This window comes from Streptomyces sp. SPB074, from assembly GCF_000154905.1.
Lineage (GTDB): Bacteria > Actinomycetota > Actinomycetes > Streptomycetales > Streptomycetaceae > Streptomyces.
Genome location: NZ_GG770539.1, coordinates 5,091,271 through 5,103,853 on the forward strand (window position 1 = coordinate 5,091,271; position 12,583 = coordinate 5,103,853).

General features: G+C 73.9%; 13 protein-coding genes. 3 read left to right on the top strand and 10 right to left on the bottom strand.

Annotation, left to right across the window (positions count from 1 at the left end):
• Positions 1-15: 15 nt before the first annotated feature.
• The 4 genes from SSBG_RS21520 to SSBG_RS21535 all read right to left on the bottom strand — a co-directional run bounded on the left by SSBG_RS21520 (position 16) and on the right by SSBG_RS21535 (position 3,576).
• Complete coding sequence (locus SSBG_RS21520; RefSeq protein WP_199781392.1) at positions 16-1,638, bottom strand: FAD-binding oxidoreductase; 1,623 nt, start codon at positions 1,636-1,638, stop codon at positions 16-18.
• 42 nt (positions 1,639-1,680) lie between these two features.
• Positions 1,681-2,160 (bottom strand): nitroreductase family deazaflavin-dependent oxidoreductase, encoded by a 480-nt coding sequence (locus SSBG_RS21525; protein ID WP_008748177.1) that lies wholly within the window; start codon positions 2,158-2,160, stop codon positions 1,681-1,683.
• Positions 2,161-2,250: 90 nt separating this feature from the next.
• A complete protein-coding gene (locus SSBG_RS21530) occupies positions 2,251-3,093 on the bottom strand; it encodes an AfsR/SARP family transcriptional regulator (protein ID WP_037870353.1) in 843 nt (280 codons plus the stop codon).
• A 48-nt stretch (positions 3,094-3,141) separates the two neighbouring features.
• Positions 3,142-3,576, bottom strand: a complete 435-nt coding sequence (locus tag SSBG_RS21535) for an ester cyclase (protein WP_008748179.1) — start codon at positions 3,574-3,576, stop codon at positions 3,142-3,144.
• A 200-nt stretch (positions 3,577-3,776) separates the two neighbouring features.
• Between SSBG_RS21535 and SSBG_RS21540 the strand changes: the two genes are divergently transcribed.
• Positions 3,777-4,637 carry a class I SAM-dependent methyltransferase gene (locus tag SSBG_RS21540; protein ID WP_008748180.1) on the top strand — a complete coding sequence of 287 codons (861 nt, stop codon included), beginning with the start codon at positions 3,777-3,779 and terminating at the stop codon, positions 4,635-4,637.
• 142 nt (positions 4,638-4,779) lie between these two features.
• Here the strand turns inward: SSBG_RS21540 and SSBG_RS21545 are convergent, their stop codons facing one another.
• The 6 genes from SSBG_RS21545 to SSBG_RS21570 form a co-directional block, all read right to left on the bottom strand.
• Positions 4,780-5,877, bottom strand: a complete 1,098-nt coding sequence (locus tag SSBG_RS21545; protein ID WP_008748181.1) for an acyltransferase domain-containing protein — start codon at positions 5,875-5,877, stop codon at positions 4,780-4,782.
• A complete protein-coding gene (locus SSBG_RS21550; RefSeq protein ID WP_008748182.1) occupies positions 5,874-6,938 on the bottom strand; it encodes a ketoacyl-ACP synthase III family protein in 1,065 nt (354 codons plus the stop codon). The genes SSBG_RS21545 and SSBG_RS21550 overlap by 4 nt, the downstream gene beginning before the upstream one ends.
• Entirely contained in the window at positions 6,935-7,213 is a 279-nt protein-coding gene (locus SSBG_RS21555) for an acyl carrier protein (protein ID WP_008748183.1), read from the bottom strand. Before SSBG_RS21555 ends, SSBG_RS21550 begins: the two co-directional genes overlap by 4 nt.
• 90 nt (positions 7,214-7,303) lie before the next feature.
• The gene (locus SSBG_RS21560; RefSeq protein WP_008748184.1) at positions 7,304-8,542 is read right to left on the bottom strand and encodes a ketosynthase chain-length factor; all 1,239 of its coding nucleotides are present in this window, start codon (positions 8,540-8,542) and stop codon (positions 7,304-7,306) included.
• On the bottom strand, positions 8,539-9,813 hold the full coding sequence (locus tag SSBG_RS21565; protein ID WP_008748185.1) for a beta-ketoacyl-[acyl-carrier-protein] synthase family protein: 1,275 nt from the start codon (positions 9,811-9,813) through the stop codon (positions 8,539-8,541). Before SSBG_RS21565 ends, SSBG_RS21560 begins: the two co-directional genes overlap by 4 nt.
• A complete protein-coding gene (locus SSBG_RS21570; protein WP_037870355.1) occupies positions 9,810-10,163 on the bottom strand; it encodes an antibiotic biosynthesis monooxygenase family protein in 354 nt (117 codons plus the stop codon). Before SSBG_RS21570 ends, SSBG_RS21565 begins: the two co-directional genes overlap by 4 nt.
• Positions 10,164-10,397: 234 nt before the next feature.
• On the opposite strand from SSBG_RS21570, the gene fabG reads away from it, so the two are divergent.
• Together fabG and SSBG_RS21580 are read left to right on the top strand one after the other, a co-directional pair.
• Positions 10,398-11,183 carry a 3-oxoacyl-ACP reductase FabG gene (gene fabG / locus SSBG_RS21575; RefSeq protein WP_008748187.1) on the top strand — a complete coding sequence of 262 codons (786 nt, stop codon included), beginning with the start codon at positions 10,398-10,400 and terminating at the stop codon, positions 11,181-11,183.
• Between the two features lie 47 nt (positions 11,184-11,230).
• Entirely contained in the window at positions 11,231-12,583 is a 1,353-nt protein-coding gene (locus tag SSBG_RS21580; RefSeq protein ID WP_008748188.1) for an SRPBCC family protein, read from the top strand.

Here is a 12,583-nt window from a genome sequence, read left to right on the forward strand (position 1 = left end):
CCTTCCGTACGCGGGTCAGCCGGGCAGCCGCACGGACAGCGCGTGCCGGAAGACGTTCCGCGGGTCCCAGCGGGCCTTGACCCGCTGGAGGCGGGGGTAGTTCCCCTTGTAGTAGAGGGTGTGCCAGGGCACGCCGGAGGTGTTCCACTCCGGGTCGGCGAGATCGATGTCGGGGTAGTTGATGAAGGTGCCCTCGGTCCGGTCGCCGGGCACGGGAACGCCGCCGGTGGTGGCGAAGACGTCCCGGTAGATCTCGCGGATCCAGGCGACGTTGGCGTCGTCCTGCGCGGGGTCCATCCACGTCGCGGACATCCACACCTTGATGATGGAGTCGCGCTGCGCGGTCGCCGTGGCCGTCTCCGGCACCGCGTTGACCTTGGCGCCGTAGGAGTAGAGCGAGACCTCGCCCCACACCTGCGAGTCGGCGCCCAGGTAGCGGTAGAGGGTCGCGGCCTGCTGCGCCGTCCACGGCTTGCGCAGGTAGGCGCCCTTCGACTTGGTCCGGTCGAAGCCCCCCGTGTCGAACTTGTCGGCCAGCGCGCCCTTGAGCCACGGTTCCGTGCTCCGCTGGACGGCGGGCTCCACGCCCGTGCCCTCGTTGACGGCCGCGACGAAGTCGTTCAGCAGGTCCTCGGCCCCGTCGAGCCCGCCGTCGATCTGGGTGTCCAGGAGGATGTTCCCGGCCGCCCGGCTGTTGAGGTAGAAGACGCTGTGCAGGCTGGCGCAGGGGGTGTCCGCCTCGCTGTTGCGCGCGTGCCAGGCGCCGTGGTTGTCGATGATCCGGGTGAACGCCTCCTCGGTGAGGGCCGACCAGTCCCAGGTCACGAGGTGCCGCACGGTGGACTCGGGCGCCGTGGGCAGCAGGGCGGACGGGTCCTTGCCGCGCGCCCCGGGGGTGCGGAACCAGTACCGGGTGACGATGCCGAAGTTGCCGCCCCCGCCCCCGGTGTGGGCCCACCACAGCTCGCGGTTCGGGTCGTCCGCCTCGCGGGTGGCCACGACCTTGCGGGCCCGGCCCGAGGCGTCCACCACGACGACCTCGACCGCGTACAGGTGGTCGGCGACGACGCCGTCGCGCCGGGAGAGCGGTCCGTAGCCGCCGCCGAGGACGTGGCCGCCCACGCCGACCTGCGGGCAGACCCCGGCCGGAATGGTCACGCCCCAGTCCAGGTACAGCGTGCGGTACGCCTCCCCGAGGGTCGCCCCCGGCTCCACGGCGAAGGCCCGCCTGGCCGGGTCGAAGAAGACCTGCCGCATCTCGGACATGTCGATGACGGCCCGCACGGCGGGGTCGTCCACGAAGCCCTCGAAGCAGTGCCCGCCGCTGCGCACCGCGATCCGGTGCCCCGCCCGGAGAGCCCGGCCGACGGCGTCCACGACCTGGTCGGCGGTGTGCACGACGTAGACCGTGTCGGGCCGGCCGCGGAAGCGTCCGTTGAAGCCCCGGCCGGTCAGGTCCGCGTACCGCCGGTCCGTCCGGCCCACCTGGACCAGGCCGGTCTCGGGGACGCGCGCGCCGCCCCTGCCCGCCACCGGCGCGGCGGCGGCCGAAGCGGCCGGAACGGCCGTCGCCACCGCGGTGACGGAGCCGACGGCCGCCGCGCTGCCGAGGAATCTGCGGCGCGTGTACTCGTTCACGACGGACACCTTCCCTTTCGCTGCCGTGCGTTCATGTCCCGCTCAATTCGTCACGGGTTCGAGAATCACCACGGGAATTTCCCTGGTGGTCTTCTTCTGGTAGCTCTTGTACTGCGGGAAGATCTTCGTCATCAGCGCCCAGAGTTCCGGTTTCTCCTCCGGGGTCGCCGTGCGGGCGCGCACGTCGAGATGTTCTTCCCCGATCTGGACGTGCGCCTCGGGGCAGGCGACCAGATTGAGGTACCACAGCGGGTGCGCGGGTTTCCCCCCGTTCGAGCCGACGACGATGACGCGCGCCCCGTCGCGGCCGTAGATCACCGCCGTGCGGCGTGCCTTCCCCGAAGTGCGGCCCCGGGTGGTGAGCAGCAGGGTGTCGAGCCCGTACCACTTCTGTCCCTCCGTGCCGCCGCTGCGGTCGTACCGGCGGATGTGCGCCGACACCCAGCCCTCGGGGCTGTCGACCGGTGTCTGCGCGCGCCAGTCCCCCTGCTCCCGCTCCCGCTCTTGAGGCTCGTCCGGCATGACGCCTCCCGGTCTAGTCAAATTTTTCTACTGGGGTGCACCCTAGCCACTCCGCGACCTGAGCCGCAATCAGGCCGGGGCGGGTGAAGGTCAGTAGGGACGGCCGCCGCAGAAGGCGGTGGCGGGCACCGCGACCGGGGCCCGGGCCGCGGCCAAGCGCGGCGCGTACTCGGTGTCCGCGTTCAGCACCGCCTGGTGCAGTCGCTGCACCTGGGGGCCCGGCTCCAGGCCCAGCCCCGCGACCAGCGCACCGCGCAGCCGGTGGAAGACCTGGAGCGCCTGGGCCCTGCGCCCGCTGAGGTGCAGGGCCCACATGTACTGGCCGTGCAGGCCCTCGTGCAGCGGGTTCTCCACCGTGATCGCGGCCAGTTCGGCCAGCACCTCGCGGTACATGCCCAGCCGCAGCTCCACGTCGACCAGGTACTCGAAGGCGGCCAGCCGGGACTCCTCCAGCTGCCTGCGCCTGCTCTCCAGCACCCGGCCGGCCGGTACGTCGACCAGGGCGGGCCCCCGCCAGAGCATGAGCGCCTCGTTGAGGTCCCGCATCCCGCCCGCGTCGTCGCCGCGCGCCAGGGACTCGCGCCCCGAGGTCACCAGGCGGCGGTAGCGGTGCAGGTCGAGAGTGCCGGTACCGGCCGCCAGCGCGTACCCGCCCGCCCGGGTCACCAGCACGTGGCGGGCCACCTCGCCGGTCGGCGTGCCGGTGAGCGCGGCGAACATCTTGCGCAGGTTCAGGATGTACGTCTGCAGCGTGGTCAGGCCGCTGACCGGCGGGTCCTCGTCCCACAGGTCCCGCACCAGCGAGGACACGGGCACGACCTGGCCCGCGTGGACGAGGAGCATCGCCAGCACGTTCCGCAGCTTCGGGGCGCTCGGGGCGCTCGTCTCCCCGTTCACCCGCACGTACAGCGAGCCCAGTACACCGAACTCCATCACGTTTCCCCCCCCAGGAAGCCTTCGTGGCAGCGGGCGGTGCCCCGCTCACGGACGGCGGTGTTCGGCCACCGGCCAGGGCTCGCCGAGCTGACGGTAGGTGCCCTGGTAGTCGGGCCAGTCGCGGTGGTGGTGGATCTTGCCGTCCACGAAGTGCAGGAGGTGGATCTGCTCGCCGGAGAACAGGCGCCCGGTGGGCGCCATGCCGACCATCTCGCCGACGTGCCGCCCGTAGAGCACCAGCCGGGCACGCACCCAGTCGCCGTTCTCCTCGATGGCCACCTCCTCCAGCCGCGCGTCCTGCGAGAAGGTCCGCTTGACCCACGCGACGTTGACCGCGAAAAGCTCCGGCCCGCGCAGCGAGGTGAATTCGAGAGTTCCCGGATTCATGTATTCCGGATGGATGTAATCGGCCACGTCGTCGGTTTTCCCGGTGTTGTACGCGTCCACGAGGCGTCGGACGGCCGCTGTCTGGTCGCTCATTTTTCCCCTCGGAATTCGATGCGGTGGTGACGGAGGAAAGTCTTAAGAGGGAGTCCCGTGCCGCGCAAGACCCGACGGGCCCCGGAATATTTATTCTGCGCCGTGTCCAGTCATATTCCATCCGCGCTCCAAGGCTTCTCGATCCGAGCCCGAGACGGTACGTGAAGTGTGGTGGGTCCACACAGAGAGCGGGAGCGCCAGTGGACACCTCCACGTACAAATCCGAAGTGACGGCCGCCTTCAACAGCGCCGCGGCGTCCTACGACCGGCTCGGTGTCGAGTTCTTCACCCCGATGGGGCGGCGCCTGGTGGAGCACGCGGCCCCCGGCCCGGGCGAGCGGGTCCTCGACGTCGGCTGCGGCCGGGGCGCCTGCGCCTTCCCGGCCGCGGCGCGGGTGGGCCCGAAGGGGCGCGTGGTCGGCATCGACGTCGCCGAGGCGATGATCGAGGAGGCCACGCGGGAAGCGGCGGCGCGGGGCGCCGGCGCGGTGGAGTTCCGCGTGATGGACGGGGAGCACCCGGACTTCGCGCACGGCTCCTTCGACGTCGTGCTGGGCAGCTACAGCGTCATCTTCCTGCCCGACGCCCCCGCGGCCCTCGCCCGCTACGCCCCGCTGCTGTCACCCGGCGGCCGGATCGCCTTCACGAGCCCGGTGTTCAGCGACGACACCTTCCCCTTCCTGCCGCCGGTCTTCACCCGGCTCATCCCGCGCGAACTCCTTCTCGACCTGCCCCCCGCGTGGCAGCCCGAACGGCTCCAGCAGCGTTTCAACAGCTGGCTCGCCGACCCGGCCGACCTCGCCCGCACCCTGGAGCGCGCCGGTTTCCGGGACGTCGCCGTCACCGACGAACCCGTCCGTCTCGTCGCCACGTCGGGCCGGGCCTGGGTGGACTGGTCCCACACCCAGGGGATGCGGCTGCTCTGGAACCACCTCGCCGACGACAAACGGCGGCAGTTGCGCGAACGGCTGATCACCTCGCTCGACGCGATCCGCGACGGCCAGGGGCCGCTCGTGATCGACACGCCCGTGCGCTACGTCACGGCCGCCGTCGGCTCCTGACGGGCCGTCTCCCCGCAGGCAGGCGTCCCCTGCCCCGAGGGGACGGTATCCGGCCCCGCCCGCCGACGGGCGGCGCCGGATACGCGCGCCGGTCGGGCGAGCGGATACGCGCGCCGGTCGGGCGAGCGGATGCGCGCGCCGGTCAGGCGAGCGAGTGCTCCGGGCCGCCGGAGCGTCCCGTCTCCCCGGCCACCGTCTCCCCGGCCACCGGGTGCGCGGCCACCGTCTCCCCGGCCGCCGGGTGCCCGGCCGCCTCCAGGCGGCGCAGCGCGGCGTCCAGGGCGGCGCGGTCCGCCTCCGGCGTTCCCGGCCGGGCGGGCAGCAGCGACACGACGGCACTCGTGCCCCGCCGTACCGCCGGGTGGCGGCGGGCCACCGCGGAGAGCCCCTGCCCCGGACCCACCTCCACCAGCAGGTGGTCCCCGCTCCCGAGGAGCGCGTCGAGCGCCGGCCAGAAGAGCACCGGGGCCACGGGCTGCCGCGCCCAGAAGCCCGGATCGCCGATCTCGGCGCGGGTGAGCGGAGCGGCGGTGTAGGCGGACCGGACCGGCACGGACGGCATCCGCCGTTCCACGGCGGCGAAGCGCTCGGCCGCGCCCCGGCAGGCCGGTTCCAGGACCGGGCTGTGGAAGGGGCTGAGCGACGGCACCCGGCGGCAGACGAAGCCCGCCGCCCGCAGCAGGCGTCCCGTCTCCCCCAGCGGCTTGTCCGGTCCCGCGAGCACGGTCTGGCGCGGGGCGTTGACCGCGCCGACGACGACCTGCCCCCGCAGGTACGGAGCCACCTCCGCCGCGGAGGCGGCCACGGCCACCATGCCGCCCGGCGCGGCCCCGGCCAGCCGCCGCACCCGGTCGAGGACCAGGTCCGTCGCGTCCCGGGGCCGGAACACCCCGGCCAGGGTGGCCGCCGCCATCTCCCCGATGCTGTGCCCCAGCAGCACCGCCGGGCGCAGCCCCCGCCCCAGGACCATGCGGCCCAGGGCGTGGCCGACGGCGAAGAGCAGCGGCTGGGACCGGGTCACATGGTCGATGTCCGTGCCGGGGTGTTCGGCCAGCCAGTCCCGGCGCAGCGCCTCGCCCTCGGCGCCCGCCGCCGCGAAGAAGTCGTCCATCGCCGCGCCGAAGACCGGCTCGTGCCCGTAGAGCCCCGCGGCCATCCGCACGTGCTGGGACCCCTGGCCGGGCAGCAGCAGCGCGACGGGCAGCGGCCCGCCCGCGCGCGGCGCCCCCGCGCCGCTCACGCGGCGGCCCCCGCGTCCCGGCGGGCGGGCTCTTCGAGGATCTCGACCACCGCGCAGGAGTAGGTGAACCCGGCGCCCACGCTCATCCAGACGACGAGGTCCCCGGCGGCCAGTGTGCCGGAGGAGACCAGGTGGTCGAAGCCGGCGAACTGGTCACCGGCCCCGAGGTGGCCCACCGTGCGGCTCCACTCCCAGGTGGTGCGCTCCTCCGCGATGCCGAAGCGGGCCAGGAAGCCCGCCCGCAGCCTCTTGCGGCCCAGATGGGGAAGGACGAAGCGGTCGACGTCGCCGAGGGCGACCCCGGCCGAGGCCAGCGCCCGCTCGACGGCGGCGTCCTGCGCCGCCCCGCTCGCCGCGATCACCCGGGTCACCTGCCGGCTGGCCAGGAAGTCCTTCTTGCAGGCGTCGAGATCGACCACCGGCCGGTGGGCGAACGGCGCGTGCCCGAAGGGATCGTCACCCCGGTGCATCGCCTCCAGACCGGGGGCGGAAACGGTCGCGAGGGAGCGGACCCGGGCGAAGCCCCGCCGCGAGGAGAGCACGAGGGCGGTGCCCCCGTCCCCGTAGAAGGTCCCCGGATCACTGCGCCAGCGGTCGAAGCCCGGTGGCCGGAAGGCGTCGCCCGTCGTCACGAGCACCCGCCGGTCCTCCGCGCCGTCCGCCGCGCCGCCCCGCAGATGATCGACCGCGAGGCCGAGCGCGGCCATCCCGCCGTTGGAGACCTGGCCGACCTCGATCGCCGGGCACCGGTTGCCGACGGCGACGCGCTGGACGTACGAGGCGGGCGCCCAGAGGTCGTGCCCCTGGTAGAAGAAGCTCGCGTGCAGGATCAGGGACACGTCGTCGAAGCCCGCGCGGTCGAGAGCGGTCCGGGCGGCCCGGGCCGCCATCTCCGGCGGCGGCTCGTCCCGCGCGACAGCCACGGACACCATGCCGGTGCTCGCGACCAGCGCCTCGTCGCACCGCCCGGCCGCGACGGCCTCCGCCGCCGGGACGCGAGGCGGCAGCCAGGCCGCGCACCCCGCGATCAGGACATCGGGCGCCGGGGCCGCCTCGGTCATTCCGCGCTCTCCATCGCCGGTGTGGGGGAGACGAGTTGCGCGTTGACGGCGGCGACGAACGCGGCCGGGGTCAGCGCCTCGGCCAGCGTCTCCTCGGGCAGTTCGACGTGGTAGGCGCGCTCCACCCTGCTGAGCGCCTCCAGCAGCGCCAGCGAGTCGTAGCCCAGCTCGGTGAACTCCTGCCGCGCGGCGGCGGCGGTGAGTTCGGCGGACTCCTCCTCGCCCGCGCACTCCCGCATGATCGTGAACAGGTCGTCAAGGGCGAAAACGGACATGGTCTCTCCCAGAGGTATGAGGTCTCGTACGGTCGAAGAGGGTCGTGGGGGCCGTGCCGGGCCGGGGGCGTCCTCGCCCCCGCCGCCGGCCTAGGCCGCAGGCGAACGCCGCACCACCATCGCGCTGTTGAAGCCGCCGCGCCCCCGGGCCAGGACGAGGACGCGGTCCCCGTCGAGGGGCCGGGGCCCGCCGGTGACGAGGTCGAGGCCGTAGCCGGCGACGGGCGCGTCGACGTGCACGGTCGGCGGGACGACCCCGTCGCGCAGCGCGAACAGCGCGCAGACGAGGTCGAGCGGCGCGGCCCCGGAGTAGAGACGGCCGGTCATCGTCTTGGGGACCGTCACCGGCACGCCGCCCGGCCCGAAGACCGCGCCCAGCGCCTGTGCCTCGGCCCGGTCGGCCCCCGGCTCACCGGCCCCGTCCGCGAGGACGAAGGCGATGTCCTCGGGGCGCGCGCCGGCGTCGGCCAGGGCGCCCCTGACCGCCCGTTCCAGGGTGGAGGGCCGGCCCGACCCTGGCCGCGGGTCGAAGCTGGCGGCGTACCCGGCGATCTCGCCGTAGACGCGCGCCCCGCGTTCCTCGGCCCGCGCCCCGTCCTCCAGGGTCAGGATCGCTCCTCCCTCGCCCGGTACGTGGCCGTCGGCGTCCTCGGCGAACGGCCGGTAGGCGTGGGCCGGATCGTCGCTCTCGCTGAGGATTCCGGCGGAGATCTGCGCCGCCAGCCCGTACGGGCACAGCGAGGCGTCCATGCCGCCGGTCAGCATGAGAGGGGTGCCGCCGCGCACGCGGCGGCGGGCCTGCGCGACCGCGTCGAGGCCGCCCGCCTGGTCGGTGACGAGCACTCCGGTCGGACCGCGCAGATCGTGCCGGATCGAGATCTGGCCGGAGTTGACCGCGTAGAACCAGGCGAAGGACATGTACGCGCTGACGTGCTTGGGGCCCTCGCCCCACAGGTGGCCCAGCTCGCGCTGGCCGAACTCGAATCCGCCGGAGGCGCTCGCGGTGACCACGCCGCGCTCGTCCGCCGTCAGGCTGCCGGGGTCCAGCCCGCAGTCCGCGAGCGCCCAGTCGGCACCCGCCAGGGCGAACTGCGTGGTGCGGTCGGTCTGCGGGACGAGTCTGCCGGGGACGTGGTCGCGCACGGAGAAGCCCGTGACCTCGCCGGCCAGCCGGGAGGGGTAGGAGGAGGGGTCGAAGCGGGTGAGGGGGCCGATGCCGCTCTCGCCGCGCAGGGTCGCCGACCAGTACTCCCGGGCGCCGACGCCGTTGGGCGCGAGCACCCCGATCCCGGTGACGACGGCCTTCGGGGCGGCGGCCGGGGCGGTCACGGCCGCCTGCCTTCCGAGGCGGTGAGCACCATGGCGCTCTGGAAACCGCCGAAGCCGCTGCCCACCGTGAGGACGGTGTCGGTGCGCTGATCGCGCGCGGTCAACGGCACGTAGTCGAGGTCTAGTTCGGGATCGGGCTCGTGCAGGCCCGCCGTGGGGGGCACGACGCCGTGCCGGATCACCAGGGCGGAGGCGGCGGCCTCGATGGAGCCGACGGCGCCGAGCGAGTGCCCGATGACCGCCTTGAGGGAGCTGACTGGGACCCGGTAGGCGTGATCGCCCAGGCCGCGCTTGAGCGCGGCGGTCTCGTGGATGTCGTTCTGCCGGGTGGCCGTGCCGTGCGCGTTGACGTAGCCGACGGCCTCCGGTGCCGTCCTGGCGTCGTCCAGCGCGCCCGTGATCGCGGCGGCCATCTCCCGCCCGTCGGGGCGCAGTCCGGTCATGTGGTGGGCGTTGGCGCGGGCGGCGAAACCGGCGATCTCGGCGTAGACCTGCGCCCCGCGCCGCAGGGCCGCCTCCCGTTCCTCCAGGACGAGGACGGCCGCCCCCTCGCCGAGAACGAAGCCGCTGCGGGTCCGGTCGAAGGGCCGGGAGGCGTGGGACGGGGTGTCGTTGCGCGGAGAGGTCGCCTTGATGGCGTCGAAACAGGCCACCGTGATCGGCGCGACGGGGGCGTCGCTGCCCCCGGCGATCATGATGTCGGCGCTGCCCTCCCTGATGAGCTCGACCGCGTGCCCCAGCGAGTCGAGCCCGGAGGTGCAGCCCGCCGAGACGAGCGCCACCGGGCCCTCGGCCCCCGCCTCCCAGGCCACCTCCGCCGCCATGGAGCTGGGCACGAAGTAGTCGTACAGGTACGGGGTGCCGGCGGCGTGGTCGACGAGCCACTGCCGCCCGCCGTCGCTGCGCGCGACGTACTCCTCCTCCAGCTTCCGCGTGCAGCCCACCGCGGAGCCGAGGCTGACCCCGGTGCGGTGCGCGTTGCGCTCGTCCACCTCGATCCCGCTGTCGGCGAGCGCCTCGCGCGCGGCGACCAGCGCGAACTGGCTCGCCCGGTCCAGGCGGGCGACGTCGCGCGCCGAGAGGCCCGCGCGGAGCCCGTCGAAGTCGCACTCCGCGGCCATCCGGGAGCGGAAGGGCGCCGGGTCGAACGCGGTGATGGTCCGGGTCGCCGAGACGCCCGAGACGACGCGTTCCCAGAACGCCTTCGTACCGATGCCGCCCGGGGCGATCACACCGAGCCCGGTCACGACCACCCGGCGGCGGCCCGTCATCGCTCCGCCCCGGAGCGGTCCGTGCCGCTCTCGCACCGCAGCCGGGCCTCGTACAGCGCGGGGCGGCTCTCGCTCAGCGCGCGCAGGGCGCTGGCGTGCGGCCCGAAATCCGGGTGCGAGACGGCCGCCCGGAAGGAGGCCGCGTCCCGCCACTCGGCGACGTTGACGTACTGGCCGGGCTGCTCCGTATGACGGCAGAGGGTGTGCCGGACGAAGCCCGGCTGCCTCGCCATGAACGCGGACGTCCGCGCGAACTCCTCCTCGAAGACCCCCGCCTCGGCGTGCACGGTGAAGGTGTTCAGGAACGTCACCGCGCCGTCCTCCCCGGCGTCCGACTCTCGGTCCGTCATCAATGGCCTCCCTGGTCGCCCTGCGCCGCCCGGCGGCCCGGCGGTCCGTCCGGGTGCCGCGGCACCGCTTGACATCGAGCGGTCGTTCGTGTCGTTCCACCGTGCGGGCCCGGTCTCGCATGGAGGTGGAAGGCCGCTGGAGCGCGGGCCGAACCAGGGATCGACCGCGTTTCGAGCGGGCGCTGAAAGCCTCGCAGTCGTCCGTCACCCAGCGGGAATCGCCGAGGAGCCGCCATGTCGCCCGCAGCAGAGCGCGTCGCCGTCGTCACTGGTGCCACCAGCGGAATCGGGCTGGCGGTGGCGCGCCGGCTGGCCGAGGAGGGCGCGCGGGTCTTCATCTGCGCGCGGGACGGCGACCGGCTCGCCCACACCGTCAAGGAACTGCGGGACACCGGCCTGGACATCGACGGGGTCTCCTGCGACGTACGGGACACCGAGCAGGTGCGCGCCTTCGTGGCGGCGGCCACGGAGCGCTTCGGCCCGGTGGACGTCCTGGTCAACAACGCCGGCCGCAGCGGCGGCGGCCCGAGCGCGTCTCTCACGGACGAGCTGTGGCTCGACGTGATCGAGACCAACCTCAACAGCGTCTTCCGCGTCACCCGCGAGGTGCTGAGGAGCGGCGGAATGCTGGAACGCGGCACCGGGCGGATCGTCAACATCGCCTCGACGGGCGGCAAGCAGGGAGTCGTCCTGGGGGCGCCGTACTCGGCGTCGAAGCACGGCGTCATCGGTTTCACCAAGGCGCTCGGCCTGGAGCTGGCGAAAACGGGCATCACCGTCAACGCCGTCTGCCCCGGGTACGTCGAGACGCCGCTGGCCGCGCGCGTGCGCCAGGGATACGCCGGGGCCTGGGACATCAGCGAGGCGGAGGTGCTGGAGAAGTTCGAGGCGAAGATCCCCCTCGGCCGCTACTCCACGCCCGAGGAGGTCGCCGGGCTCGTCGGCTACCTCCTGTCGCCCACCGCCGCCTCGATCACCGCGCAGGCCATGAACGTCTGCGGCGGGCTCGGCAACTACTGACAGTGGGCCCGGCCGCGCGCGGCCTCGGCCGGACAGAGGGGAGCAGGATGAGCCACGCACCGCACACCACCGAGCACACGATCACGGTGGCCGCCGCACCGGAGACCGTCTTCGCCCTGGTGGAACGGGCCGGGGACTGGCCGCACGTCTTTCCGCCGACCCTGCACGTGGAGTACCTGGAGCGCGCGGACGACGAGGAGCGGCTGAGGATCTGGGCCACCGCCAACGGCGAGGTGAAGTCCTGGACCTCCCGCCGGGTCCTGGACCGCGCGGGGCTGCGGATACGGTTCCGCCAGGAGGTCTCCCAGGACCCGGTGGCCGCGATGGGCGGGGAGTGGATCGTGGAGCCGCTGCCGGACGGCGGCTCCCGGGTCCGGCTGCTGCACGACTTCCGCGCCGTGGACGACCTGGAGCACCACGTCGCCTGGATACGGAAGGCGATCGAGCAGAACAGCGCCGCCGAGCTGGCCGCGCTCGCCTCCGCCGCCCGCCGCGCGGGCACCGAGGAGGAGCCCTACACCTTCGAGGACTCCGTGCGCGTCGACGCCCCGGCGGAGGAGGTGCGTACCTTCCTGCGCGAGGCGGGACAGTGGCAGGAGCGGCTTCCGCACGTGGCGCGGGTGCTCCTGGAGGAGGACACCCCGGGGGTCCAGCACCTGCGGATGGACACGCGCGGCCCCGACGGCTCCACGCACACCACCGCCTCCATCCGGATCTGCCTGCCCGACGGGCGCATCACGTACAAGCAGTCCCAGACCCCCGCGCTCATGTCCGTGCACACCGGCGAGTGGACGGTGCGCGAGACCCCCTGGGGCAGCGTCGCCGTCTCCCGGCACACCGTGGTGGTCAACCCCGGGGCCGTCACCAAGGTGCTCGGCGCCTCCGCGACGGTGGCCGACGCCCACGCCTTCATCCGCGACGCGCTCGGCGGCAACAGCACGATCACGATGCGCCACGCCAAGGAGTTCGCGGAGCGGCAGGGCCGCACGGAGCCGGTCGGCCCGGCCGAGTACGCCTCCATCCAGCAGTTCTACGCCCGGCAGACGCGGCTCCTCGACGAGGGGGACGGGGCCGGCTGGGCCGGCACCTTCACCGACGACGGGGTCTTCGACCAGAGCGCGTTCACCGAGCCGGTGCGCGGGCGCGCGTCGATCGCCTCGGCGGTGCGCAAGCGGCCCGCCCCGCCCCCCGGCACGGTGCGCCGGCACTGGCTGGGCCTGCCGGCCGCGTGGCGGTTCCCGGACGGCTCGGTGCGCACCGGCTACGACGCCCTGGTCGTCTCGACCCCGGCGGGCGCCGCCCCCGTGCTGCGGCTCAGCACGACGTGCGGGGACGTCCTCGTCGCCGACGGCGACAGCTGGCTCGTGCGCCACCGCTACGTCGGCCACGACGGGCAGTGA

Coding starts and splice junctions, on each gene's coding strand:
- SSBG_RS21525 (WP_008748177.1), bottom strand. CDS start 2,160: ATGCCGGACGAGCCTCAAGAGCGGGAGCGGGAGCAGGGGGACTGGCGC.
- SSBG_RS21530 (WP_037870353.1), bottom strand. CDS start 3,093: ATGGAGTTCGGTGTACTGGGCTCGCTGTACGTGCGGGTGAACGGGGAG.
- SSBG_RS21535 (WP_008748179.1), bottom strand. CDS start 3,576: ATGAGCGACCAGACAGCGGCCGTCCGACGCCTCGTGGACGCGTACAAC.
- SSBG_RS21550 (WP_008748182.1), bottom strand. CDS start 6,938: ATGACCGAGGCGGCCCCGGCGCCCGATGTCCTGATCGCGGGGTGCGCG.
- SSBG_RS21555 (WP_008748183.1), bottom strand. CDS start 7,213: ATGTCCGTTTTCGCCCTTGACGACCTGTTCACGATCATGCGGGAGTGC.
- SSBG_RS21565 (WP_008748185.1), bottom strand. CDS start 9,813: ATGACGGGCCGCCGCCGGGTGGTCGTGACCGGGCTCGGTGTGATCGCC.
- SSBG_RS21570 (WP_037870355.1), bottom strand. CDS start 10,163: ATGACGGACCGAGAGTCGGACGCCGGGGAGGACGGCGCGGTGACGTTC.
- fabG (WP_008748187.1), top strand. CDS start 10,398: ATGTCGCCCGCAGCAGAGCGCGTCGCCGTCGTCACTGGTGCCACCAGC.
- SSBG_RS21580 (WP_008748188.1), top strand. CDS start 11,231: ATGAGCCACGCACCGCACACCACCGAGCACACGATCACGGTGGCCGCC.